This window comes from Desulfovibrio sp. 7SRBS1, from assembly GCF_049723905.1.
Lineage (GTDB): Bacteria > Desulfobacterota > Desulfovibrionia > Desulfovibrionales > Desulfovibrionaceae.
This window is the reverse complement of record NZ_JBJKFD010000001.1, coordinates 1,070,557-1,093,206: the sequence shown is the minus strand read 5'-3', so window position 1 is coordinate 1,093,206 and position 22,650 is coordinate 1,070,557. Positions and strand designations below refer to the sequence as shown.

Here is a 22,650-nt window from a genome sequence, read left to right as displayed (position 1 = left end):
CTCGTTACTGGTTGGACGCTTTTGCTGCGCCAATTTTTTGAAGCACACGGTCCAGAATGATAGCCACGATGACAATGCCTATGCCTGCCTCGAAGCCATTACCCATCTGAAGCCGCTGAATGGCCTTCCAGACTTCCCCGCCAAGTCCTTTGGCACCGATCATGGAAGCGATAACCACCATGGACAGGGCCAGCATGACTGTTTGGTTGATGCCAGCCATGATCGTAGGCGTTGCCAAAGGAAGCTCTAGCTTGAAGAGCCTTTGCCATCTGGTGGAACCAAACGCCTCTGCGCATTCCACCAATTCCAAAGGAACCTGTTGGATTCCCAGGTAGGTCAGGCGGATGGCAGGAGGCATGGAGAACACAACGGTGGAGAAAATGGCCGCCACCTTGCCCAGGCCGAAAAAGGGAATGGCCGGGATGAGGTAAACGAATGCAGGCATTGTCTGCATGACGTCGAGGACAGGAGCTACAACGCGATGCAGGTTTTTATTCATGGCAGCCATGATGCCGATGGGTACTCCGCAACAGATGGCGATAAGTGTCGAAATGATGACCAATGCTATGGTGCTTACCGTGGCCTGCCAAAGTCCCAAGTTCCAAATGAGCAGAAGCCCGCAGACCGAGAAAATGGTGATCCCCCGGGTCTTGGTTATTTTCCAGACAATGGAAGCTACGATGATGATGAAAAGCCAGGGGGGGATGAACATCAATCCGGTTTGGAGTAGGTCCAGCCCGGATTCAGTTACTTTGGAAAAAGCCTTTGTGAGAAAAGCGAAATGGTCCACCAGAAAATTAATGGTGGCCTCTATGGCATCCCCGAGGGGGAGTCTTGGTATAATCATTGGTTGATCCCCTTGCCTGCAATGGCTCCAAGCAGCGTGCCGCGTACGATGACTCCCTGAATTTTGCCGTTTTTACTATTGGTCACGGCCAGGGGGTAGGGCAGGTCGTGCAGAATTTCGATAAGTTCCGTTGCGGGAGTCTCCGAGTCCACTGTACGTATGTCCGTCCGCAGGATTTCACGTATATCCTTCCCCCCCCGTTCCAGAAGGGAAACGCAGTCCTCTACCGTAACGATACCTGCCACACGGCGGTTATCGTCGAGAACAAACAGGCTGGATATGGCGTTCTTGCGCATTTTGCGCAGGGTGGCGCGTGGCCCGTCAGTGTGCAGGTAGGCAACAGCCTCTGTTTTTTTCATGACGGACTCGGCCGTGAGAACCTTGGTGATGTCCACATCTTCGACGAATTTGGTTACATAGTCGTCTGCCGGCTCGGTAAGGATTTCTTCTGGGGTGCCGCTTTGAACTACTGCCCCGTCCTTCATCAGGATGATACGGTTGCCGAGCTTGAGAGCTTCGTCCAGGTCGTGGCTGATGAACAGAATGGTTTTCTTCATGTCCTCCTGGAGGTTCAGGAGTTCATCCTGCATATCGCGACGAATGAGCGGATCGAGCGCACTGAATGCCTCGTCCATCATCAGAATGTCCGGGTCCAGAGCCAATGCACGAGCCAGGCCCACACGCTGCTGCATTCCGCCTGAAAGCTGCCGGGGAAGAGAGTCCTCCCATCCTGCCAGTCCAACTTTTTCCAAAGCGTCCACTGCGGCCTCGCGGCGGACATCAGGCGCCACGCCCTGTAGTTCCAAGCCGTACTCAACATTCTGAATGACACTGCGGTGCGGGAAAAGCGCGAAGTTCTGAAAGACCATCCCCATATGGGCCTGGCGGAACTGCCGCAGCTCTTCGGGGGGCAGGGCGGTGACATCGGTTCCGTTGATGATGACGCTTCCCCGTGTAGGCTCGATAAGGCGGTTAACACAACGAACCAAAGTGGATTTTCCGCTGCCGGAAAGTCCCATAATAACTAAAATTTCGCCTTCCTCGGCAGTGAAGGACACATTGTTGACGCCCACTCCGAGTTTGGTTTCGCGAAGGATGTCCTCTTTGCTCCTCCCATTCTCCAAGAGAGGGATGGCCCTCTCCGGAGATGGGCCGAATATCTTGTATAGATTTTGTACCGTGATGGTTGCCATGTAGTGTCTAAGATCCTTTTTATAGTGACAAGAAAATCATTGTGTAATTCTACATGATAACAATGTATTGTCAAGGCAGGTCGTGATTTCGATTGTTATATTTATGACACTTGGATATGAACGTTGTTTGTATAAAATGAAAATATTGCTTCAATGTTTCTTACTATTGTTTGTCGCTCATGGACACATTGTGTAAGCTTTATTTAGAGTAATACATGGTTGGTACTAATGTAACATTGTTTATCTTCAATATTTTTACAGTACTGTGTAGTACTGTAAGTATGCATTTTGATGCGGGAAGTTTTTACGAGGGGAACGTATGCTTAGTCGTATTATTTATTGTAATACGGCGAACGAAAATAGCTAAAGAAGTTGAAGGAATGCAGGCGCAGAGAGGTTATAAAAAAAGGAAAAGGCAGACCTGTCGGGTGCATGTACAGGCGCCTAAAGATAGGTGAACTATGAATTTCTATAGAATAGTATATTGATAACGAAGTGCCGCTTTAATGACGGAGCTGGTACTTTCTGACCGCTCGGTTGTGCTCTTCCAAAGTGTGGCTGAAGTAATGAGTGCCGTCTTTTTTGGCAACAAAGTATATGAATTTGTTCTTTTCCGGCGTTTTGGCGGCTGCAAGAGCCTCCTTTCCGGGCGAACAGATAGGACCTGGGGGCAGTCCGGCATGGGTGTAGGTATTATACTTGTTGCTTTTGTCTCGAAGGTGTTTTTTGGTCAGGTTGCCGTCAAATTGCAATCCCAGTCCGTAGATGATGGTTGGGTCGCACTGCAGGCGAATACCTTTTTGCAGGCGGTTGGTGTACACTCCTGCGATTCTGGCCCGTTCTTCTGGGACCGCGGTTTCCTTCTCCACAAGCGAGGCGAGGATTACCTTGTTGTGAAGCATCTTGGCAGGGGGAAGTCCTTCTGGCCAGACTTCTTTTGCCTTTTTGCGGAACATGCGGAGCATACTCTCTACAACACAGGTGGCGTTGTTGTTGGGGGAACGGGGAAGAAAATAGGTTTCGGGGAAGAGATAGCCTTCCCCGCTTGGCCCCGGGATACCGTATTTTTGTAAAATTTCCGGGTTATGTACGGCTGCTTCAAAGCTGGCAAAAGATCCCATCCCTGCTTCTTCCACAATGTGGCCGACTTCCCACCAGGGAAGTCCCTCCCGAACCTGTAGCCTGTGCAGAATGCTCCTGCCGCGTGTAAGCTCCTGCAAAACTGCCAGCGGGGCCATGGCTGTGCTCAGCCTGAATTCTCCTGCGCGTATTTTGCGAACCTTTCCGCTTATTGTCCCAAGCAGTCGAAAGGCCCTGCCATCGGCCACAACGCCTTCCTCTTCAAGCTGATGGATGATGGCTTCGAAATGCGTACCGGGGGGGATGACAATGGTAACTTCGTGTCCCGGGGATTGGGGAGGGCAGTATAGAAAAATCCAAACGCGTGATGCGAGAAAGGCGGAGACGAGTCCTAAAGTAACCAGAAAAATGGTAATGGCAGTCTTCATGGGCTTGTGCGTTGCTGATTTCCAGTGGAGATGAAAGGCTTCGGCCTGTCCCCATGACTGTCGGTGGGACTACAGGCCAAGATACGAGCGCAAAATAATCGCGGCGGCCTCGGCATCCAAGTTCTTTTTTGCCTTTTTGGCTGAAAAACCAGCTTCGCGCAAGCGTTCTTGGGCCTCCACGCTGGTCAGGCGTTCATCGTGAAAATGCACGGGCAGTTGGAGCCGGGCTGCAAGCTTGTTGCCGAAGTTCTTGGCCTGCCTGGTGATGAGTGTTTCTTCGCCTTGCATATCAACGGGAAGCCCCATCACAACTTCCTTGATGTTCTCGGCCTCGATCATTTCCGCAAGGTACAGAAGAAGGGACTCGTTGTCCTTCCTTGGCAGCACGTTGCGGGCAAAGGCCATGCCCAACTCCGTGTCGGCCACGGCCAATCCGCATTTTTTTGTGCCGTAATCAATGCCGAGAACTTTCATTCCGTCTTCCGCTGTTCTGCCTAGCTGGAAATAGCCACAAAACGGAGGCCGTCCTGCGGTTTTGCCGAGGCAATGGCCTGTTGCAGCCGTGCCCGCCAGTTCTTACCACCAATACGTTCAGCCAGAAACTCAACAGTATGCAGCACCGGACGGTTGTCGTCCATTTCGAGCATACTGCGCTTGATTCCTATTTTGCAGGAAGGACATCCCACCAAAATGGGGGTGTCCAGGGCGCGGTTGCGGACATCGTCCCTGAGCTGGGCCAGTTTGCGTGTCCTCAGCTTTTTGTAAATGCCGGGCGAAGTCATGGCTCCAAGGCCGGATTCTCCGCAACATCCAGGAGAAAGTGTGGCCTTAAGGCCCATTTGTTCTTTCAGAGCGTTCAAATACGCTCCAGAAGCCTTGTTTGGGGCCAATCCTGTCCATTCTGCATGGCAGGAGGCATGATAGATGACGTCTTCGTTCAAATTCATGTCAGAATGCTTTCCCAGCAGGTATTGCATTATGTCCAGCTGGCGGGTGCCTGTGCCGAAAACATGCTCTATGCCGTATTGGTGCAGCGCTTCACGGCAGGTGCCGCAGGAAGTGAGCACTGCGGAAACACTAAAGCCCTTGCGTTTGGCTCGTTCGAGTACCTTGCGCAGGTGTGCGGCATTATTCCCGTAGTTTGCCAGCCATGCCTCCTCAAGCCCTTGGGAGAGCAGGGGGTAGCCGCAGCAAAGATGTTTTTCCGGCAGAATGATGCTGATTCCCTGGGCCAGCAGCAGAAACAGGCTGGCCATGCCGATATTGCGGGAAAACAGGCCTGCGCCGCATCCGGGAAAGTAGAAGACGGTCTCAGGGAGATCGCGTCCCCCCTCTGCGTCTTCGGGGGCCAGGATGTGGGCTTTGGAAAGTCCTACCTCGTGCGCCAGGTTGTTGAAATCCATGTCCGGTCCGGGGCCGGAAAGGACTGGATGGTCGAGTTTCGTCCTCCAGCGCATGGGGGTGACGCGAATGATGCTGTTGTACGCCTTCTGGCCTACAGACAATACTTTCGACGTGGGCGGAAGACGTTTGTCCGGCGCCTTTGCCAGCCAGCCCAGAGCCAGTCCCTTTATGGGATGGCCGCCTGCATGCTTTTCTTCAAGAAAGGCGCGCAGATGCAGTGCCACCTTGGAGCTGTCTATCTTGACCGGACAAACTCCGAGACATTTGCCGCAGGCTGTGCAGTGCTCCATGAGTCCCTTGATCTGATCCAGCAGCTTTTTATCGGGCTTGCCAGTGTGCAGCAGGGAGTAATAGACCGCCTCGACCATTGCGCCAAGGCTCAGGATTTTGTTGCGCGGATGAAAAAGAAGGCCTTTTTCCGGATAGTACATGGGGCAGACCTGTTTGCATTTGCCGCAGCGTGTACAGGTCTGCATTTTTTCCAGCAGGGCGGTAAGGCGCTCTTTATCCGGCAATGCCGTGCGGTTCAGGTCCTGGATGAGTTTGTTGAAGGAAAATGTGTACGGCTCCACGCGCAGGCCGCGGTCTGTCAGTTTGCCGGGGTTGAGAAGGCCGGCCGGGTCCACCTCGCGCTTATACTGGCGCAGGGCTTTCAGCTTTTCTTCTTCCAGGTAGGCAATCTTGGTAATCCCGATGCCGTGCTCGCCGGAAACAGCCCCGCCCAGTTCCATGACCTTGGCAAAGACTTTGTCCACGGCCTTGTGCACGTTGGCCAGCATTTCCGGGTCGTTCGAGTTGGCCGGAAAGTTGACGTGGCAGTTGCCGTCGCCTGCGTGCATGTGTGTAGCCACTTCCACGCGGGTTGCCTTCATTTCTGCATGGATGACATTCAGGGCATCGGTATGCTGGGGATATTCCTTCTGCAGCTTGTCGAAGTACAAGGCAATTTGAAGTTCCAGCTCCTGGTCGTTTTGGCTGTCAGCTGTCAGCTCGCCCCGCCGGATCTCACGAATGTGCTCCCGTTCGCCTTCCATGGTCTCGTCTTCTTCGGGAAAATTCGGGAGGTCTCGTATCTTTTTGAGAGCAACGGTGTACGCCTCAGCCAAGCAGCTGAGGTTGAGATTTTCCAGGAATGCGGAAAATTCGGGAATATACTGCAACGGGATAACAATGTCCTCGTTGATTTTGAATCCCGATGTCCGCTTGGCAATGGCCGAAAGTTTATGACGGTCTTCCCAATACAGGTCGGCCTGCTTTTGGTCGGCAGCAACAAAAACATCCATGTTTTCGTAGACCCGGGCAGCATCCACAATGGCTCCGACAGCCTCGTCAAGGGCGATCTGGTCATCAGAATCCAGCTGGACCAGCAGTACGGATATGGGATCGCCCGCATATTCCGTGGACTTGCGCTGGTAATTGATGGCGGCAACGTATTTGGGGCCGAATTCCTCCAATGAGGAAATCTTTACCAAGTCGCCCTGGGTGCGAATACGGTCGCGCAGACCGACGATGTCATTGATGAGCAGCATGGCGTTGTGCATGCTGCGGCCGTAAAATTCCAGACACAGGGTTTTGGACAGAGTGGGCTTGGGGTAAAGGATGAAGGAGACCTCAACAATAATGCCGTCCACACCTTCCTTCTGCACCCCGGGGAGACCTCCAAGAAATTTGTTGGAGACGTCTTTGCCCAGTCCCTTGCCGCGAATTTCGCTTCCCTTGAGGTTGATGGTCTCACGCAGCGCACCGGTTTCGTCCAGAATTTCGAAAACCGCAGTCTCGGCTTCGAGGATTTTGTGGCGCGGGTGCCCCTTACGGCGGACGGTGATTCGTTCCCCCGATGGAGTAACCATGGTGTAGCTCAGAAGGTTGTCCAGCGTTACCCCGTATTCGAAAGCGTGGGGACCACCGGCATTTTCGGAAACATTTCCTCCCAGGCTGGATGCGGCTTTGGAAGCCGGATCCACGGCCAGGAGCAGACCGCGTTCTGCGCATGCCTGGATGGCGTTCAGTGTAATGACCCCCGCCTGGGTCTTGAGGATGAGGTTGTCTTCATCGATATCCAAGATGGATTTGAAACGGGACATGCTTATGATGACAGTGCGGGTATGGGCGGGGATTGCGCCACCTGTGGCTCCCGTTCCACCGCCCCGAGGAATGAGGGAAAATCCCATTTCCAAGGCCAGGCGGACAATGGACTGAATTTCTTCGATAGTGCCTGGTGCCAGCATGAGCATGGGCAGTTCCATACGCAGGTCTGTGGAGTCGGTGGCACTTTCGATAAGGCTGGAACTGCGGGTGATGATGGCTTCCGGGGGAAGAACTTCCGATAAACGGGCGACAACGTCACGTTTATAGGCCACGTCTTCGTCGTAATGGCGGAAAAAGGTCTCCACGCCAGCCTTGAGAATCCCCCCGAATTCTTCCGAGAGGGTCGGCAGCGTCTTTTCCAGACGTTCGGCAACGCTTTTTTTTACCAGGTTGGCATTGATGAACGGATTGTAGCGCAAGAGGAACATTTCGCCGGCAAGACGTTCTGCCAGGTTTCTCACGCCTTCCGGCCATGCTTCGAGGTTGCGTGGGGCCAACCCAAGCACGCGGGCAACGAGTTTATTGTCGGAAATAGATATATGTGGTGATCTTTTTGGCATCGTTTCCTCCGGAAAGGCCGGAAAATAGCGAATTTTGGGGGGGGAGCGGCCGAGCAGTGGGCGTAAGCTCCAGAAAAACGGTCCGGATGGATTGTCATGGGGCCGCAGCCTTGGGGGCGGCTCAGAAAGAAGATGTAGTTAAGAGTATTTTTTATGGAAAGCAAGGGCTCTTGTCGTTGATAAAAAAATAGCTTTTATGAAACTTTTTAGTGACGTTTGATTCTTCAGGTCAGTCTTTGGCCTGGCTTGGAATCGTCGGCAGGCCCGGAAAGGTTGAGATTTTTCACTGCCCAGCGTACATCGGCACCTGCCGTTTGGGAGGCGGCGTATATGTCATACCATGTGCAGAACCAAGTGCAATACTTTGAGGCCGACCTCTTTGATCTTTCCCTACCCAGTATCTTTTGGCGAGAGGAACCGGATTCGGCTTTTGTCGCTTCGCTTCGAACTCAAGGACAGCTGGAACCCGTGATTGCCGATATGTCCCAGAGAGAGGACTCCGGCGGTAAGGTCCTTTTACTGAGCGGTTATAAACGGGTAAGGGCACTTGCCGGACTCGGGAAGCCGGTCATGGTTCGTGGGGTAGAGCTCTCATTAAATAGAGAAGAAAAATTCGGAGATGCGGTCGAAGCGATTGCACGCGGGCTTTTATATCTTTCGAGCAATGTGGGCCATCCCATGGATGACAGAAAGCGGTTTGAAGCATTGCGCTACTTTGATTCGCTTATGCCCCGCAATGGCCTTGCCAAAGATATCCTCCCACTCCTCGGCCTCAATGCGCGTTCCGGTGGCTGGCGTCAATTATCAGCCTGGCTGAATGCTCCGGCGGAACTGGCTGATGCCGCGGCAGCAGGAAGAGCACCTTTTGCTTTGGCGGATACATTCGATCTGTACTCTGCAGATGATTTGAGGGCCTTGGCTCCTTACTTTTCCAGTCTGAAATGGTCGCGTGGTGCGGCTGTTCACTTTGTCAGCTGGCTGGGAGAGGCAGCCTCCCGCGACGGCGTGTCTCCCGCGAGTGTGCTTTCAGGACGTGAATTAACGAAAATTTTGCAGTCCGGGCTGTCTCCCAAGGACAGCATTGAGCAGCTGGTGGGAGCGGTGCGGGCTCTGCGTTATCCGAATCTTGGGCGTCTGGAGCGGAAAGCTGCGGATTTGTGCCAGGGGCTGGTGACAGGGACTCCTTGGCGGGCGGCGCATACCAGAAATTTCGAGGACGGATCGGTCAGTTTGAGCCTTTCCGTCAAGAACCGTGCGCAATTGGAAGAGGCGGTACAGAGCTTTCAGACCATGAGCGGTTCCTCCTTGTGGGAAAAGCTTTGGAGCCTGGGCGATGGGGAGGAAAGCTGATGGCTGGCGACATACGTTCTGAGATCGGGATGGCCAACCATAATCTGCCCACCCATCTACATAATATTGAAGCTGTGTATGTGGACGAGTCCATGCGCAATTCGTCCATGACCGAACGGGTACTTTCCAGGCTGTCCGATTTTGGCGCGGACCTTCCTGTGCATGTCATCCCGGCCGACGCCGGTGTTGTGGAGCATGATGGGGCGGGACAGGCCATCTACCTTAAAGAATACAAGGGGTCCTTTTTGCGCTTCTGTCCAGGAACGCGTCATTACCGTTGCTGCGGTTACAGGATCATTCACATTGGTGAGAATTGTCCCCTGTCCTGCTCTTACTGCATACTTCAGGCATATTTCCAGGATCGCTTGCTCAAGGTTTGGGCCAATCAGGACGATCTTTTTACGGAGCTTGGAAAAACATTTGGGACAAATGCAAATATGCGGTTCAGGGTCGGCACGGGGGAATTTACCGATTCTTTGTGTCTGGAGCCCCTTACCGGCTATAGCGCGGACTTGATACATTTTCTCGGTGGCTTCCCCAATGTTGTTTTGGAACTCAAATCCAAGTTTATCGACCTGTCATGGATGGACTCTGTTCCCCGGCCAGACCGGGTGTTACCTGCCTGGTCGATGAATGCGCCTCAGGTAACGGCAGAGGAAGAAAAAGGGGCCTCATCTCTGGAAGATAGGCTGCAGGCAGCACGTACCTGTGCCGAGAACGGATTTCGGGTGTGTTTGCATTTTGATCCCATTATCCGTTTTGACGGATGGCGCGAAGGGTATGCAGAAACAATTGATATGATCTTCGACTATTTGCGGCCTGAAAATATCGCCTATATGAGCCTGGGCTCTTTCCGCCACATGCCGGGGCTGGAAAAGGTTATTCGGCTGCGCCATCCTCATAGCCGGTATATTCATAACGAGTATGTCGCTGGTATTGACGGCAAGATGCGTCTGCTTCGTCCTTTACGCCTGGAACAGTTTCATTTTTTGGTGAAACGATTGCGTGGTCACGGTCTGGACAGGCAGTTGTATTTTTGTATGGAATCTGACGAAGTCTGGCGTGAGGTCATGGGGCGTGTGCCCGCGGAGTTGGATGGGCTGGACGTTCATCTGATGCGTCTTGCTTTTGGCGAGTGATTTTTTTTGAAGCTGCAAATGAAAAGTCCGCCCCGGCATTTGCCGGGGCGGACTTTGTTGTTTAGTGATGTCGACGGTTTAGAGAAAGTACCATGTGGCTCCCAAACCAGCGAGGGTCATAACGATGGTGTACGGTAACGCCAGCTTGACCATCTGGCCGTAGGACAACCGGATGAGCGGAGCCAGGGCGGAGGTCAGCAGAAACAGGAACGCAGCCTGTCCGTTGGGGGTTGCCACACTCGGGATGTTGGTACCGGTGTTGATGGACACGGCAAGCTTGTCGAGCTGGTGGATCAGGGCGTGTGCCTTGGCTGCAGCTTCGGCGGGCAGCTGGGCCAGCACGTCGGCGCGTACCAGTTCGGGGTTGGTCAGCTGCGCCATGAGTTCCTTGCCGGTCATGCCGATGTCGGGAATCTGTCCGAGCGCAGTTGTAAAGTGGTTTTTGGTCTCGGAAATGTAGACCGTAGCCACAAATACGTTGTCACTGATCATGGAAAGGAGGCCGTTGGCCAAGTAGTAGGCGGCCAGCTGGACATGTCCCTTGAGAGCCAGAACATAGTTGATGATGGGCGCAAACAGGTGCTGGTCGTGGATAACGGCGACGATGGAGAAGAAGACGACCAGCAGTGCGGTAAACGGAAGGGCTTCTTCAAAGGCATGACCGATGCGATGTTCTTCGGTTACGCCCGTAAAGCTTGTCAGCAGGACGATGATCATCAGGCCGATGATGCCCACTTCCGCAATATGCAATGCCAGACTTACTATGAGCAGAACAGAGACAACTGCCTGGACGATGAGCGAGGCCTTTTGGCTGTATGTCATCTTGCTTTCATCTTCTTCTGCACGCTGCACCAGAATATCGCGAACAGATTCGGGCAGATGTGCGCCGTAACCAAAGAGATGCAGTTTTTCCACCAGGGCACAGGTCAGCAGCCCGGCAATCAGAACCGGCATACTTACAGGGGCGACCATGTGGAAGAAGTCCATGAAGTGCCAGCCCATTTCGTGGCCGATAAGCAGGTTTTGCGGTTCGCCCACCAGGGTGCACACGCCGCCCAGGGCTGTGCCCACAGCGCCGTGCATCATCAGGTTACGCAGAAAAGCGCGGAATTCTTCAAGCGTGGTGCGATTTTCTTCGTGCACGCCTGCGTCGGTGCGGGGATCGTGAGAGTCTTCACTGCGTTTGCCCGAAGCATAGCGGTGATAAACATCATAAAAACCATAGGCTACAGCGATGATGACCGCGGTAACGGTAAGCGCGTCGAGAAAGGCGGAAAGAAATGCGCCCATGAAGCAGAACAGCAAAGCCAAAATTATTTTGGAGTGGATGCCCACAAGAATTTTGGTAAAGGTGTACTGCAGCAGATCTTTCATGAAGTAAATGCCTGCCACCATGAATATAAGCAGCATGATGACCGGAAAATTGTGCAGAGCTTCATGGTAGACCGATATGGGGCTTGTCATACCCAAAGCGACCGCCTCAATGGCCAGAAGGCCACCAGCGGGAAGGGGATAGCACTTGAGCGCCATAGCCAGGGTGAAAATGAACTCGACAATGAGAAGCCAACCCGTAATGAATGGGCCAGCTGTGACAAAGAGAATGGGGTTGAGGATCAGAAAACCGATGATGGTCCATTTGTACCAATCGGGTGAGTGCCCCAGAAAGTTACGGTTAAAAGCCTGTCCAATAGTCCTAGGCACGTCCACTCCTTGTTCTTACGGGCCAACCGTTGCGGCGGCGACAGCCCGGTAGCGAGGTTAAGGGCAGTGCAGCGGGAAAGTCGTATGAAACGCGCTTGATAAACCTTCCTGCAGGCGAAGGTTTTTTTGCGAAAGTGGGGTCCCGCACACTTCAGCATCCGAGTTTTGTTTAACGGACGATGATATGTAGCAATATTTGTAATAGCATTGCAACGATAATCGGACATGAAAGCCAGGAAGTTGGCGAACGAAGCCCCTTGGAAGGGAATGCACGTTTTTGTGCAGAACACTATTCATGCAAATACAGTTTGTTGTGAAAATCGTTTGTGGCTGGGGGAATTATAAAAAAATAACGAGGGCATTGGCCGGAAGTTTGATTTTCTGTACATTGAAGTGGTTGCGAGAAGTGTGGAAAAGGGATACTGCGTGCAGGCGTCTGTGACGCATGCTTTCCTTCATGTCTCCTCGGCCCGATTGTGACGGCCGGATACCCGGGGAGGCACACGCCTTCCTGGGCCAGATATTTTGGCCGTCAGCATGGCCGGAGAAAAATCCCTTTTCGCGAAGAAACGAGAGCCCGGTCGGGACGACTTCACCTCCCTTATTTTAAGGATAAAATCAATGAACAAGAATACGAACGAATCGCTACGCAATATAGCCATCATCGCACACGTCGACCATGGCAAAACCACTCTGGTGGACGCAATGTTCCGCCAATCGGGCATGTTCCGCGAAAACCAGGAAGTTCAGGACCGGCTGATGGATAGCATGGACCTGGAACGGGAGCGCGGCATCACGATTGCGGCAAAAAACTGTTCCGTTGTTTGGGACGGGGTAAAAATTAACATTTTGGATACACCTGGCCACGCCGACTTTGGCGGTGAAGTGGAAAGAGCTATTTCCATGGTGGACGGCGTGGTGTTGCTTGTGGACGCTTCGGAAGGGCCGTTGCCCCAGACGCGTTTCGTGCTCAAGAAGGCTTTGGAGCAGGGGCTGCCCGTTATTGTTGCGGTGAACAAGATTGATCGTCAGGACGCCCGTCCCGCTGAAGTACTGGACGAAATCTACGACCTGTTCATCGAACTGGACGCCAACGAGGCCCAGCTTGAATTCCCGGTTCTGTATGCCATTGGCCGTGAAGGCATGGCAAAAAAGAATCTGGAGGACGAGGGCACGGACCTGCGTCCTTTATTCGAATGCATTTTGGAGAATATTCCCGGTCCCGCACACGATCCCGAAGAACCCTTCCAGATGCTGGTGGCCGACCTTGGCTATTCGGACTTCTTGGGACGTTTGGCCATTGGCAAGGTTTTCCATGGCTCGGCCAAGCTTAACGACAACTTGGTATGTATTGATAGTAAAGGACAAAACCGTTCACTGCGCGTAACCAAAATTCAGGCATACTCCGGCATGGGCATGGCAGATGTGGATGTTGCCCAGCCTGGTGATATCATCGTTGTTTCGGGTATCGAAGACGTCCACATCGGAGATACCATCGCTACAAGCGAAGCGCCCAAGGCACTGCCCCGTATCCATGTGGACGAACCCACGGTGAGCATGCGTTTTGGCATCAACACGTCGCCTTTGGCCGGACGTGAAGGAAGCCTGGTGCAGTCCAGCAAAATCCGTGAGCGTCTCAATCGTGAAACGCTTTCCAACGTGGCCATTATGGTTGAAGATACCAATGAACGCGATGCCTTTATCGTTAAAGGCCGCGGTGAATTTCAGATGGCCATCCTGGTGGAAACCATGCGACGCGAAGGTTTTGAGCTGAGCGTGGGACGCCCCGAGGTTATCTTCAAGTACGAAAACGGCAAAACCTTGGAACCCATGGAGCACGTCTACATCAACTGCGAAGAAAGCTTTACCGGTACGGTTACGGAAAAGCTGTCCATGCGCAAGGGACGTATGACCGACCTGGTGAACCACGGCAACGGCCGGGTGCGCATGGAATTTTCCATCCCCGCCCGCGGGCTGATCGGTTATCGCGATGAATTCCTCACCGATACCAAGGGCACCGGCATTCTGAGTTCTTATTTTGAAGGATACGAAGAATACCGTGGTGATTTTCCCTCCAGACATACCGGTTCCATTGTGGCGGACCGTTCCGGAAGTGCAGTCGCCTATGCGCTGTTCAATCTGGAACCGCGCGGCAGGCTGTTCGTGGTCCCCGGCGACCCCATCTACGAAGGACTGATCGTTGGAGAGCACAACCGGGATAACGACATCGACGTGAACCCTTGCAAGGAAAAGAAGCTCACCAACATGCGTGCTTCGGGCAAGGATGAAGCGGTTATTCTGACCAACGTTTTGCCCATGACCTTGGAACGGGCCCTGAACTTTATTCGTGAAGACGAATTGGTTGAAGTGACGCCCCAGAGCATTCGGCTTCGCAAAGTGGAACTTTCGGGCCAGAAGCGTCATGCCATGCGTGGACAGAAGAAAAAGGCTTCGGAAAAGTAAAGCGTCCACACCAGGCCTCCAGCAGGCAGGTAGGACACAGAACATAAATTAGGAGAAGACATGAGCAACCCAATGGTGCTGCTGGAAACCTCCATGGGAGAAATCCTTGTGGAGCTGTTCGAGGACAAGGCTCCGGCCACGGTGAAAAACTTTCTGCAATACGTGGACGACGAGTTCTACGACGGCCTGATTTTTCACCGTGTCATCGACAACTTCATGGTGCAGGGCGGCGGAATGGATATGATGATGAAGGAAAAGCCTACCCGCGCTGCCATCAAGAACGAAGCAAGCGCTGACGTGTCCAACAAGAAAGGCACTCTGGCCATGGCCCGGACCATGGAAGTCGACAGCGCTACTGCCCAATTTTTTATAAACGTCAGGGATAATCCACATTTGGATCACCGTGATGAAACCGCACAGGGCTTTGGCTACTGCGTGTTCGGACAGGTTGTTGAAGGTATTGAGATCGTGGACAAAATGAAAAAAGTCCGCACCAAGAACTTCGGTTTTCATGCCGATGTTCCTGTAGACCCCATTACCATCATCTCGGCTCGTCGTTTCGAAACGGACTAGCCCCGTTTTTATGCCGCCTTTTGGGTGGCTTAGTTGAAAATAAAAAACCGCCCGGAGCTCGAACTCCGGGCGGTTTTTTTTTGTTGAGGAAGGGGAGGCTAATATTTGTCTATGGTCTTGGGCAGTGTGAGCAGCCAGAGCTGGCCGTTTTCTCCGGTAAGAGCTATAGGGAAGGTCGTGTTCACCTTTTTGCCCTTGTATTTAACCGTCTTCTGGGCATCGACTGTATATTGGGTGGCCTTTTTCACCGGCTTGCCATTTTCATCCTGGGCAGGATTTTCGGTAACTCCCTTAAATCCGAAGTCGTTGTCCGAACATACGGCAAGAGTCCGTCTGTCGGGCAGCAAGGCAAGCCCTTCGGCCTTGCCAGGAGTCCAGCCGTAATCCCGAAGGTCCAGCAGCTTAACTTTTGCAACGGGCCGGATGCCTTGCGCCTTGAGAGCCTCGAGCCCATCCAGGGTTTCCAGGGGGCTTCCGTCGGGCGCGGTCTTTCCAGTCAGGTCCGTGGCATCGGAAATGTCAATAAGGTAGATGCTGTTATGCATCTTTTTGTCCTTGTCCTTTCCCTGTTCGATGATCAGCAGCTTGTTGTCGCTTATGGCGTGCAGATCTCCAATTTTGGCGGCGGCGTTGGACTTGTAGTAACCCTCCAGGGGGAAGGCCAGCATTTTGGTTTTGCCGGTGTCTGGATTGAGGACCACCAGTCGGGTGAAAGCAGCCTTGCTTTTCTTAACCTTTCCGTCCACGTCACAAATGCTTTGGACCGCGGCAATGACCGTGTTGTTCGGGGTTACCGCTATCCCCTCGAAACCACGGTTCGGCTGGCGTTTGGCTACAATTTCTGGCAGTTCTTTGCCCGGAGTGTATTTTTTGATGATGCGCCCGGTATATCCGTCGATCTGGGCTATGAAAGGACCGTATTCATCGCAAATCCAAAGGTTGCGTTTGTTGTGGCGGTCGATGGCAATGCCCTCGGTATCCATTCCTTCGGTGTCGGTGGACAACACGTTCAGAGAGTCGGACAGGGGAATCTCATTGGTGGAACCTACCACTCCGGTAGGAAGGGGACGGCCTGAAATGGGGAGCCCCTTGGTATCCTTTATCTGGATAAGGCTGGCGATTTCCGCCTTGCCGTCCTTTACACGCACGGCACCGTATGAGGGATGAAAAGCGGGTGCAGGAAACATCTTTGTCGGATGCGGCTTTCCGGCTCCGTCGTTGAATTTGGGAACGTCGGCATTGGGGCCCCGATCACCGATGCAGTAGAAGACAAGAGCGCCGTCGCTAGCTTTTCCCACATAGGTCATGCCCGAACCGATTCCCATGGGAAATCCTTCTGGAACAGAGCTCTTGTATTGGCCGTTGTACTTGATGAAAAATTGTTGTGGGACTTGGATGTCGTATTTCTGGACATCGATATTTTGTGCTGCACTTACACTGCTTGCGCAGAGAATGCCGCCGAGAATGGCAGCCGAGATGAAACGAAACATACTTCCTCCAGGTGGTATATGAACTTCAGCATCTAAAGAAATTCAAAGAAGTTTGTTGCGAGCGAGTTACGATCATACAGCGATTTGTACGGTGTGGCTTTTTTGTTTTCTTTATCAAAAGAATACCGGACAAGCGGATGGACGTTGTGGGATTGGACCATATTGGGGAGAAAATTTGACACTTGCTCCAAACGTCATATTTTGTGGGTGTTGAGTATTGCGAGGGGAAAAGTTTAAAGTGATAAATTCCAGGAGTATATAATGCTATTCCGCTTGTTTTTGCTTTTTTCGGTTATTCCTGTTCTCGAAATTTATCTTTTTGTGCTTGTTGGCGAACGGATAGGTGCTCTGAATACGATTGGAATTGTCATTTTAACGGCCATTGGTGGCGCCTGGCTGGCGCGGAGCCAAGGCACCCTGGTGCTCAGCCGTATTCGTTCCAATCTGGCGGCCGGTATCCCTCCTGGAGAAGATATGTTGGAGGGGGCTCTTATCCTTGTGGCGGGGCTTGTGCTGCTTACCCCTGGTTTTTTTACCGATGCCATAGGATTTGTTCTGCTGATTCCGGCAACACGCGCCAGACTCAGAGTTTGGCTTGGGCGGAAGTTTCGTGAATGGACGGCCGGAGGAAAGGTTACAATTATTCGGCGTTGATATCTTTTGGGTTGTTGGTGCCATACGTGATACACTTTATTTGCAGTGTCCCTTCTCAGGCAAGTTTTGGGCAGGGAGTACGGCTGATGTTCTTACGAAAAGTTTATGCAGTTTTTTCGTATTGTAGCGACATCATCAAAACGGAGTATTTCACGTGGCAATAGGGCGCCGAAAAGATTTTTCTGGTAAAACTTCAACTCAAGACCGGGAAGAGAAGTGGTCCCGGTTGTTTGGACCAGTTGGCGGCGAAACTAAGGTGGACATTTTTATGGATTATGCCGCCTGATTGGGACAGACCAGAGGGGGTACCCCCTCTGGCTTGATACCCTGGTATATCTCCATGGGTTTCTTTCCGTCAAAGGCGAAGTGCGGACGTCGCGTGTTGTAAAAATCAAACCACCATGCCAAGGCTTGTCGCAGCTCGCTCCCGGTCTCCAGCTCCCGCAAATACACGCACTCGTATTTCAGCGAACGCCACAGGCGCTCTATCATTACGTTGTCCATCCAGCGGCCACGTCCGTTCATAAGATATCCGCACCCCAGCGTCACGAAGCAGCCGAGTGGTACAGGTAGCCTCGTTTCATGGGGATATACGTGATATCGGCGCACCACACCTGGTTGGGCTTTGTAATCTGCATGTTGCGGAGCAAATACGGATAGATCGCATGTTCAGGATGAGGCGTGCTTGTCCGGGGCTTGGCATACACAGCCATCAGCCCCATTTGACGCATCAGCCGTCGTATCCGGCCACGGCCCACAAAATGACCTTTGTCCCGAAGCATTGTCCGCATCTGACGGCTGCCGAGAAAAGGCATCTCCAGGAACAACTTATCAATACGCCGCATAAGCGCCAAGTTGCATGGCGACACTCCCTGCGGTTGATAATAGAACGTCGATCGGCTCAGCCGTAACAGATCACATTGTCGTCGGATACTGAGCATTGGATGGTCTTTGTCGACCATCCGTCGCCTTCGTCCATAGCTCAAATCTTGGCGAAGGCTTGTTGCAAAAAATCCTTTTCCACAGTGAGTTGCCCGATCTTGGTGTGCAGCTCCTTGATTTGTGCTTCGCTGTCCTGACGATCGGACTGAGCCTTGCCGGAGAACGATGCTACCATGCCTTCCTTGGCCTGTTTTTTCCATTGGGAAATTTGATTTGGATGAACGCCGTACTTGGCGGACAGATCAGAAAAGGGGTGCTCCCCGGACAGTGCATCCAGGGCAACACGGGCCTTGAACTCAGCGGTGAACTTTCTTCTCTTTTGGGACATGAACTGCCTCCTTGCGACAGTTTATGCCCACCTTAGCGAGTGGTCCAGTTTTCTGGGGCCACTTCTTACTATTATAGTCGGCCTGTACCTGCTGATGAGTTTTTTTCTCTGCTGAACGGCTTTCCGCCGTATGTAAAAAGGTAATTGCCTTGGTGGCAACTAGATGCCTGAACTGAGGGAGTTGAATGCCTTGACGATGGGATCGAATGTCTCGGCTTTTCCTTGTAATTTAACTACAATCTGTGAAGGCTTCAGCTTCTCGAATTCCGGACGTTTGCGGCGGACATCGTCGATCATTATGGAACGCATATTCACCCACATGGCATTGCGCAGTCGATCCGTTTCGTAACCTGAACCGTCGCTGCGTTCGAAAAGCTGGTCCAGACTGCCCATGGATATGCCATTAAGATGCTTGAGAAAGGAAATGTCTTGATCCAACGCCGGTGACGTTTCCCCAAAGTCCATTCGTATAAAATCCTCCACCACATCTTTTGGGGAGCTGTTGTCCAGCTTGATGATCTTGCTTTCCAATTGATTGATGGTTTCAAGTTTTTCTTTGTGGCGCTTGTGCAGATAGGGGATTATTTCGTCCGGCCCCCATTTGAGCAGTTCGATGAGCAAGGCGTCCGCATGTTTGTCGTTTTCTCCGATTTCTCGCAGAATGTTACGCAAGGGAGCTATTTTACTCGCTGCTTTTTTACGGATGCGGGTGGAAAGAAACGTATTGTTGAAAAAAACAAGTGTCTTGCCTGCCGTACGCAATACGTCATCCACGTTGAGGGAGCGTTGGCTCAAGACCGCGAGATACTCGCTATCTTCTCGGAGGATTTTTCTGTCAATGGTGTTGCGGGGCTTTTTGCAGACGTTTTGCATAGCTCGCAGTCTGTTTTCGTCCAACACGTCCAGTATGGTGTCTATCTGGCCTTTGCGCCGGGCGATTTCTTCATCGCTAGGTACTTCGTCTATCATGCACAGGTCGGCCAGTGCGCTCACGTCTTCCTGAATATGATGGACAATACTTTTTTCTTCGGCGTTCAGGGCGTCTTCCCCGTTAAGCGTGGCTGTTTTGCACAACTCCAGGTAGCAGCTTATTTTTTCCAGATTGTCGACATTGAAGTCGGTATGGTTGGGAAGCAACTCGCCCGCCAAGCCCAGATGAACTCTTATCCGACCAATCTTCATGCGTACGGTGTTGGCAAACTCGATGGGTAGGTTAACCCCCACTTGGCGCCAGCGGTTTGAGGTCCATACAAAGCGGGGGGCTCGTCCATCGATTCTGCAGCTGGACTGTTCTTCCAGGAAAAATTTCGTCAGACCGTTTTCCTGCTGCTCACCGTTTTCCTGCTGCAGAAGGTAGGCCGCCCCCGAGTTGAGAATCAGAAGACGGTCGGAAGACAGCCCCCAATGCATCAGCGCCTCGGGCCCGAAAGTGAGGTCGCGGGCGGAGGTGGTCTGATCATTGTCGTAAAGGTATAGATCGCCAGATATTTTTTTTATGGGGGAGACGGAAAGTCCGAGCAAGCCCACGGGCATATGGAGGCTCCCCTGAACGCTTAGGCCCGGATGTTGGGCGGCTTCCAGGGAATAAATGTGGACGTCGCCGTTTACACGTGTTGCGTCGTGGACGACGTTGAATGCAGCCTGGGGAATGAATATGAGATCGGTAAGCCAAGCACCATCACGAAAGGGGATGCGGTCTTCCAGACCAGTCTTGGGGTCTGTACCGACACGTACCGATGGGTCGAGACGCTGCAGAAAGGCGCGCCATTGTTTTTGGTTTTCTTCCGAGTTTGGAATATCTACATCAGGAAGGAAAAAAAGTTCTTTGCCTCCAACCTGTACACTTGGAAGGAAGCTTCCGTCCCGTATTTTCGCAGTGTCCTGCACCTGGGCGGTCATGCCCTCTATCATTTCGTTATGACGGCCTTGCCGGACAGAACGCATGATATTCTGTACACGCGCCGTTTTGTGCATGTCCGGATTGCGGACGAGAATATCTATTCCTTTGACAATGACCTGCTTTAGCCGGTCCACTGCCTTTGGCCTGCCATGAATGGAAAGCTCATTTTCGTAATATTCCATAAGAATGGTGTCGGAGCGTTTCATATCCATGTATTATTGCCCCTCTCCACACAAAAGACCGACTGCTTACAGCCTATTCCAGAATACTCATTTTCCTCCTTACTTGAAGAGAAGGGTGGGCACAATTATAATCCCTCAAACACTTTTTCCTTTCTCCGAATGTTCCTGAAACGGAGTGCCACCTGTTGCGGCAACACTGTCGATGGCTTCAGCAACTTCGGCCGGGTCGAGATTCTCACCAGTTTCCAGAAGAGCAAGCTGGACATTTATCTCCCTCATTATCTCCGGTCGTCCCGGATTGAAGTATTTCCCCCATGCTGCAGCGGCTTTGTCCAGGTCCCCTTTGCGGGCATGGCAGAGACCGAGATACAGAGAGGAAAAATTATGGCTTCCTTTTGCCAGAATTCTCTTGAATTCGCAGGCTGCCTGCACATACCTTTCCTGTCTGTACAAACAGTACCCCAATTTTGCCCGGGCCTCTCTGTGTTCCGGTGCCTTTTGCAGGCAGGTACGGTAAGCAGAGATGGCCTGTTCGTAATTGCCCTCGTCCAATAGACGATCTCCGTTCAGCTGGTCGGGCTGTATACCGGATACTGTTTTGGCGCTTTCTTCCGTTCCCTTGAACCTGTTGACCATCCCCAAGAGAAGGTCACGGCGGCTCATATCTGTTTTGCGGGCCATTTTTCCCTCATAAAAATAATATGATTAGTCTACTAAATTTAACAAATTTATGACATGCCCGGCTATATTGCATATAGTTTACCGACTACTTTTACATTGCCCTGGCAGCTGTTGAATTTGACAGATGTGCAGGCAATAGTAAATGCACAGTAATATCTTGAATTTATGTGTTTAACTTATATAATTGTTGATGATGACAGCTTTGTCCTTGTCCAACCTTTCAACCACTTCGGATAATCATGGCGCACAATAAAAAATATGATGAAACAGCCCGGAATTTTGTTCTGCAGGATAATGGGCTTTTCCTGGTCTTGTCGGCTGATGTGGCTTTCATCAAGATACTTAAAAATACCCTTTTCAAGGTACTGGTGCTTCCTCAGAATTGTGTGGAAGTGGTTAACGGCAAAAAACAGTTGATGACTGCTGTTAAGCAGGGTGTGGCACGTGGGCAGAAGCTTATAGTCATGATTGAACGGGAATTTCATGGTGAGTCCACCTTGGAATTGATCAAATATCTTCTTGGCGAACCTGCAGCCAATGTAAATTACATCATCATGACCAATGAGATTGAACGGGAGCGCCTGATTCTTTTGCACGAGATCGGGGTGAGCAACTTTATTACAAAACCGATCTCGATGAATGTTCTGGTGGAAAAGATTGCCTTCACAATTCAGCCGCCCAGCGCCATGGGAAAGCTTATTGACCAGGGCAAGCGTTTTTTGTTCGAGGAAGAATATGAAAAGGCTCTGCTGCTGAGCGACAAGATTCTCGAATTGAAACCGCGTAGTCCGGCTGGACTGATGCTGCGGGGTGACGCTCTGAAGTTCATGGGGCAGAATAATGAGGCCGTGGCCGCGTATACAGGGGCCATACGGGAAGCGAAACTGTATCTTGAGCCAATTAAAAAACTGGCCGATTTTTATGGCGAGCTTGGAGATACGGATAACGAATTGAAGCTTCTGAAAGAGCTGGATAAACTCAGTCCGCTTAATGTTGAGCGTAAAATTTCCATCGGCGGCATATATATTCAACAGGGAAAGAATGAAGAAGCCCACGCGGTGTTCGAGGAAGCCGTTAATGTTTCCACAAAACAGGCCTTGGGCGCTATTAGTGCCATTTCGCGAAATATTGCTGATATGTGCATAAATGCCTCCCCTGAAATGGCAGAAAAGTTTTTGCGGAAAAGTCTTGAGGCCAAGAAAGACATGCTGGATATCTCCGATGTGGCGACGTTCAATTCCCTGGGGATCGCGTTACGCCAACAAGGAAGATGGGAGGATGCTATCACGGAGTATGAAAAGGCGGTTACAGTCGCCCCAGATGATGAAAATCTTCATTATAATATCGCCATGGCTTACCTTGAGGGGAAAAGGTTTCCCCAGGCCGCCACGCGGATGGACCAAGCTGTGCGTATGAATCAGAGCCTGGGCAGCAAGTCCGGCACAATCAGTTACAATATTGGTGTTATCTATCACAGGGCAGGCAAGGATCATACCGCGTTGCAATATTTTAAACGGGCTGCATCACTTAATCCTCCCCACCGCAAAGCAAAGGAAATGGTCAAGCAATTGGGAGGATGAGCTGAAATAACAACCAGTATTGTTCATCTGCAGATCAAAGGGTTGCCAGGCCCTGGAACAATAGGTT

The 22,650-nt window shown here is 51.9% G+C and carries 15 protein-coding genes and 1 pseudogene; 6 read left to right on the top strand and 10 right to left on the bottom strand.

Going from position 1 to position 22,650, the window contains the following annotated elements; all coding sequences use genetic code 11:
- Window positions 1-4: 4 nt before the first annotated feature.
- The 5 genes from ACI0FJ_RS05295 to ACI0FJ_RS05275 form a co-directional block, all read right to left on the bottom strand.
- Window positions 5-847: an ABC transporter permease gene (locus ACI0FJ_RS05295; RefSeq protein ID WP_424299974.1), complete on the bottom strand. Its 843-nt coding sequence runs from the start codon at window positions 845-847 to the stop codon at window positions 5-7.
- The gene (locus ACI0FJ_RS05290) at window positions 844-2,040 is read right to left on the bottom strand and encodes a quaternary amine ABC transporter ATP-binding protein (protein ID WP_424299971.1); all 1,197 of its coding nucleotides are present in this window, start codon (window positions 2,038-2,040) and stop codon (window positions 844-846) included. The genes ACI0FJ_RS05295 and ACI0FJ_RS05290 overlap by 4 nt, the downstream gene beginning before the upstream one ends.
- Window positions 2,041-2,543: 503 nt before the next feature.
- Complete coding sequence (mltG, locus tag ACI0FJ_RS05285) at window positions 2,544-3,548, bottom strand: endolytic transglycosylase MltG (RefSeq protein ID WP_424299968.1); 1,005 nt, start codon at window positions 3,546-3,548, stop codon at window positions 2,544-2,546.
- A gap of 69 nt (window positions 3,549-3,617) precedes the next feature.
- On the bottom strand, window positions 3,618-4,022 hold the full coding sequence (gene ruvX, locus ACI0FJ_RS05280) for a Holliday junction resolvase RuvX (RefSeq protein ID WP_424299965.1): 405 nt from the start codon (window positions 4,020-4,022) through the stop codon (window positions 3,618-3,620).
- Between the two features lie 20 nt (window positions 4,023-4,042).
- A complete protein-coding gene (locus ACI0FJ_RS05275; protein WP_424299963.1) occupies window positions 4,043-7,600 on the bottom strand; it encodes an FAD-binding and (Fe-S)-binding domain-containing protein in 3,558 nt (1,185 codons plus the stop codon).
- A gap of 330 nt (window positions 7,601-7,930) precedes the next feature.
- Here ACI0FJ_RS05275 and ACI0FJ_RS05270 point away from each other — a divergent pair, with 330 nt between their 5' ends.
- Both ACI0FJ_RS05270 and ACI0FJ_RS05265 read left to right on the top strand, forming a co-directional pair.
- On the top strand, window positions 7,931-8,950 hold the full coding sequence (locus ACI0FJ_RS05270) for a hypothetical protein (RefSeq protein ID WP_424299960.1): 1,020 nt from the start codon (window positions 7,931-7,933) through the stop codon (window positions 8,948-8,950).
- The gene (locus ACI0FJ_RS05265) at window positions 8,950-10,089 is read left to right on the top strand and encodes an SPL family radical SAM protein (protein WP_424299957.1); all 1,140 of its coding nucleotides are present in this window, start codon (window positions 8,950-8,952) and stop codon (window positions 10,087-10,089) included. The genes ACI0FJ_RS05270 and ACI0FJ_RS05265 overlap by 1 nt, the downstream gene beginning before the upstream one ends.
- A 78-nt stretch (window positions 10,090-10,167) precedes the next feature.
- On the opposite strand, the gene nhaB is transcribed toward ACI0FJ_RS05265, so the two are convergent.
- The gene (gene nhaB, locus ACI0FJ_RS05260; RefSeq protein WP_424299954.1) at window positions 10,168-11,790 is read right to left on the bottom strand and encodes a sodium/proton antiporter NhaB; all 1,623 of its coding nucleotides are present in this window, start codon (window positions 11,788-11,790) and stop codon (window positions 10,168-10,170) included.
- Between the two features lie 621 nt (window positions 11,791-12,411).
- Here nhaB and typA point away from each other — a divergent pair.
- Together typA and ACI0FJ_RS05250 are read left to right on the top strand one after the other, a co-directional pair.
- The gene (typA, locus tag ACI0FJ_RS05255) at window positions 12,412-14,253 is read left to right on the top strand and encodes a translational GTPase TypA (protein ID WP_424299952.1); all 1,842 of its coding nucleotides are present in this window, start codon (window positions 12,412-12,414) and stop codon (window positions 14,251-14,253) included.
- Between the two features lie 60 nt (window positions 14,254-14,313).
- Window positions 14,314-14,826, top strand: a complete 513-nt coding sequence (locus tag ACI0FJ_RS05250) for a peptidylprolyl isomerase (RefSeq protein ID WP_424299950.1) — start codon at window positions 14,314-14,316, stop codon at window positions 14,824-14,826.
- A 98-nt stretch (window positions 14,827-14,924) separates the two neighbouring features.
- Here ACI0FJ_RS05250 and ACI0FJ_RS05245 read toward each other — a convergent pair whose 3' ends face one another.
- A complete protein-coding gene (locus tag ACI0FJ_RS05245) occupies window positions 14,925-16,316 on the bottom strand; it encodes an esterase-like activity of phytase family protein (RefSeq protein ID WP_424299948.1) in 1,392 nt (463 codons plus the stop codon).
- 273 nt (window positions 16,317-16,589) lie between these two features.
- Here ACI0FJ_RS05245 and ACI0FJ_RS05240 point away from each other — a divergent pair, with 273 nt between their 5' ends.
- Window positions 16,590-16,970: an FxsA family protein gene (locus tag ACI0FJ_RS05240; RefSeq protein ID WP_424299945.1), complete on the top strand. Its 381-nt coding sequence runs from the start codon at window positions 16,590-16,592 to the stop codon at window positions 16,968-16,970.
- 273 nt (window positions 16,971-17,243) lie between these two features.
- On the opposite strand, the pseudogene ACI0FJ_RS05235 reads toward ACI0FJ_RS05240, so the two are convergent.
- The 3 genes and pseudogenes from ACI0FJ_RS05235 to ACI0FJ_RS05225 form a co-directional block, all read right to left on the bottom strand.
- A pseudogene (locus ACI0FJ_RS05235) lies at window positions 17,244-18,240 on the bottom strand (IS3 family transposase).
- Window positions 18,241-18,399: 159 nt separating this feature from the next.
- Window positions 18,400-20,352: a hypothetical protein gene (locus ACI0FJ_RS05230; protein WP_424299942.1), complete on the bottom strand. Its 1,953-nt coding sequence runs from the start codon at window positions 20,350-20,352 to the stop codon at window positions 18,400-18,402.
- A 105-nt stretch (window positions 20,353-20,457) separates the two neighbouring features.
- Window positions 20,458-21,003, bottom strand: a complete 546-nt coding sequence (locus ACI0FJ_RS05225) for a tetratricopeptide repeat protein (RefSeq protein ID WP_424299939.1) — start codon at window positions 21,001-21,003, stop codon at window positions 20,458-20,460.
- Window positions 21,004-21,242: 239 nt separating this feature from the next.
- Here ACI0FJ_RS05225 and ACI0FJ_RS05220 point away from each other — a divergent pair, with 239 nt between their 5' ends.
- On the top strand, window positions 21,243-22,583 hold the full coding sequence (locus tag ACI0FJ_RS05220) for a tetratricopeptide repeat protein (RefSeq protein ID WP_424299936.1): 1,341 nt from the start codon (window positions 21,243-21,245) through the stop codon (window positions 22,581-22,583).
- Window positions 22,584-22,650 lie beyond the last annotated feature (67 nt).